This window comes from Pseudomonas sp. P5_A2_2, assembly GCF_054177685.1.
Genome location: NZ_JBGCUL010000620.1, coordinates 1 through 2,706 on the forward strand (window position 1 = coordinate 1; position 2,706 = coordinate 2,706).

A 2,706-nucleotide genomic window follows, 5' to 3' on the forward strand; every position below is an offset into this window, starting at 1 on the left:
CTACACACACACACCAAGGAATTCAGCATGAAGGCATGGATTGGGGTAGCGGCTGCACTGGTTGGGGCGATAGGTTCTGGTGTTGCGATGGCAGACGGGAATCAACTACTGAGCGGCTGTCAGTCGGTCGTCAAGTTTTACGAAACCAACGGGAAGGAAGGCGACGCATTCGGTGCTGGAACCTGCATCGGGGTCATACAGGGGGTGACTTCTCTGCGTGGAATAACGAACCCAGCTCTCTCCAAACAGGCCCAAACCTGTATGCCAACTCCTTCCCCACCGAACATTCAAGCGGCAAGAATCGCTGTGAAATATCTACAGGAAAATCCGGAGAAGCTAAACATGGACGAAGGGATATTGATGCTGTTTGCTTTACAGCGAGCCTTCCCCTGCAAGGGATGACCAAGGACGCTTTCTGTGTGATTTCCCAGCCCCGCCGCCGGAAGCAAGTGAGCTTCTTCGAAGGTTTCTAGCGCAGGGCTGGGAAAAGTAAGTTGTGTGCCCTAGGCGCTTAACACGGTGCGACCGTCTCAACCAGAAAGCTGACAAATCTCAAAATAACGATTGGTGCCTCTGTGCCCGCTGGAAGCTCCTACAGGCTCAGAACGAGACGTTGAAAGCGAGCATCAGGCGACGTACTGCCGTTGGTGTGAACTCGCTGTCACGAGCGGTATGCAAGCTCCTGAGCGGGCTTGGAGTCACACAAGAGACAAGTTCAATCGTTCCATCAGGCGCTTCACCGTCATTGGTTGGAATGCACTCCCGCGTTCAGTGGTTATACCTTTGGCGTTCAGGCATTTGGCGATGGCGGCGAACGTAGGCTGACCATCGTACAGGCAGGCTTTCAGTTCAGCTTCCAATGACTTTGCACGGTTGTTGGCGTTGATTGCTTTGGCTTGTACAGCAGCACCATTACCGATGGCCCAAGCGGCCTTACGGCCAGCATCACGACGGGCAATCTTGGCTTGTGCTACAGCGTCACCGTTGGCAGCGTCCTTCTTCAGTTCTGCCAATCCGTCTTTGGTTCGTTGGCGAATCTTGATCAACTCTTCTTCAGCCAGCAGGGATTTGATATTTCGCACCAGACCACTGCCATGTACGTCTTCGGCTTCGATGAACTTGAATTTCTTCTGCAAGGTGACGAAGTGTGCGTGGTCACGACCTAGACGGTCGAGGCGATGAACGACGATTGGGCAACCCAAGCCTTTCGCCATTGCCAGAGCCAGTCTGCACTGTGGACGCTCTAGGGGGTCAACACTGCCTGAAACGCCATGGTCTGTGAACTCAGCAACAATCTCCCATCCATTGGCTTCAGCGGCGATCTTGATAGCGGCGAACTGACCAGCAACGGAAAGTGACTGATCGTCTGTACTTACTCGTGCATAAGCCACTACCTGTTTCATCGTTCGCCCTGCCATCGTTGGTGATGGGGTCATCATAACATATTGCTGACGTTCGTCTACAAAGCGTTAAGGCGATTCTTGACGTAGTAGCCGGATGGCAGAAGTGATGCCCTCGGCGTTGAGGTCGAGCGCTTGCAAAGCTGTGACTGCGTTATCAGCAATGTCCGTTGAGCCCCGTTCGGCAATCCATTTGGCGAGTTCTTCGATTGCAGCAACGATACCATCCTGATTGATCAGCAGCAGCTCTAGGGCATTGGCGATAGCTTCGTTCTTGTCTGTCATGGATTTCGTCTTTGATCGGTTTGCGACGGAATCTTCGCACGCTAGTTCGCCGGTTAATAGGTTGCTAGGTACGAGACTTCCCTGAGGAATGCTATGCCTTTTTCTCTTTTACACAGACACTCCCAAACTGCTTGCCAAGGTTTGTAACGATTACAGCACCACGCACCAAATTGCACTTATGTTCTGGCATTGACGCCACCTGCTGTTGATATGCCTTAATCTCTTCAGATTTCTCAAGCGCGTCATAATAAGTTGTATCGACGTAGGAGTACTCCGGTTGAATATCAATCAACCCTAGACGGCAAAGGTTATCGAGATATGCCGGGACTAGTTTCGGCAGGGCAAGACTAGCCAAGCTTCCGAAGAGCGAAACATTGACAGCGACATCATACCCGCCCCGCCCCGGATCCTTGTCAGCCCTGACTGTTAAGAGTGGAAGTGGTACAGGCTTAAGAAAGTAGCCGATTAACTTCGCCTCGTCGGGGGTCAATTGTTTAACTATCTCCACGAACGCAGGGTGTGCCCCATCGGCGGTATTCTTGTCCATCGCTGCGGCGAGAAGGTTCGCGTACATGTCACTCAACGATTCTTCATGCCCTGTGTACCGTAGCGCCTCAATAGCAGGGCCAGCCACGTTTGGCTTTGGTGTGATGATGTCTTCAGGCGGGACATCTTTCAGACGTTCTGCAACCTTTGTAGATATGAACTCTTGGCACCTGTCATACCCCCAAACCAAGATTCCAACAGGGGCGAGAGCAACATTGATCGCTTTACCGATCGTCTCCAGCGATTTCCCTACCTGTTTCGCCACTGGTTGAAGCAAGTCCTCATACACAGGCACGGCTTTTACCAAGCCGGTTACCGCGTCTATCGTTTCCTTGACCTTGTTATCACCAGCAGACTCTTCGCCCATCGCTTGCCCCTCGTCCTTGTAATGACTTTATGGGTCAGAATGCCACGATCTCAGTTGCTCAGACAAAGGAATTGCCGCTACATCAACAAAATCAGGAGGGTCTCGTGG

General features: G+C 52.2%; 4 protein-coding genes. 1 reads left to right on the top strand and 3 read right to left on the bottom strand.

Annotated features, from left to right (window positions below):
• On the top strand, positions 1-402 hold a 402-nt coding region (locus tag ACXRVY_RS23170; protein ID WP_458238344.1), incomplete at its 5' end, for a Rap1a/Tai family immunity protein.
• 296 nt (positions 403-698) lie between these two features.
• Here the strand turns inward: ACXRVY_RS23170 and ACXRVY_RS23175 are convergent.
• The 3 genes from ACXRVY_RS23175 to ACXRVY_RS23185 all read right to left on the bottom strand — a co-directional run bounded on the left by ACXRVY_RS23175 (position 699) and on the right by ACXRVY_RS23185 (position 2,598).
• Positions 699-1,403 carry a recombinase family protein gene (locus ACXRVY_RS23175; protein ID WP_458238345.1) on the bottom strand — a complete coding sequence of 235 codons (705 nt, stop codon included), beginning with the start codon at positions 1,401-1,403 and terminating at the stop codon, positions 699-701.
• A 66-nt stretch (positions 1,404-1,469) separates the two neighbouring features.
• Positions 1,470-1,685: a hypothetical protein gene (locus ACXRVY_RS23180; RefSeq protein ID WP_457265814.1), complete on the bottom strand. Its 216-nt coding sequence runs from the start codon at positions 1,683-1,685 to the stop codon at positions 1,470-1,472.
• A 91-nt stretch (positions 1,686-1,776) separates the two neighbouring features.
• Complete coding sequence (locus ACXRVY_RS23185) at positions 1,777-2,598, bottom strand: DUF4393 domain-containing protein (protein ID WP_457265813.1); 822 nt, start codon at positions 2,596-2,598, stop codon at positions 1,777-1,779.
• Positions 2,599-2,706 lie beyond the last annotated feature (108 nt).

Excerpts from the sequence above, each read along its gene's own strand:
- ACXRVY_RS23185 (WP_457265813.1), bottom strand. The coding sequence starts at position 2,598 with ATGGGCGAAGAGTCTGCTGGTGATAACAAGGTCAAGGAAACGATAGAC.
- ACXRVY_RS23180 (WP_457265814.1), bottom strand. The coding sequence starts at position 1,685 with ATGACAGACAAGAACGAAGCTATCGCCAATGCCCTAGAGCTGCTGCTG.
- ACXRVY_RS23175 (WP_458238345.1), bottom strand. The coding sequence starts at position 1,403 with ATGAAACAGGTAGTGGCTTATGCACGAGTAAGTACAGACGATCAGTCA.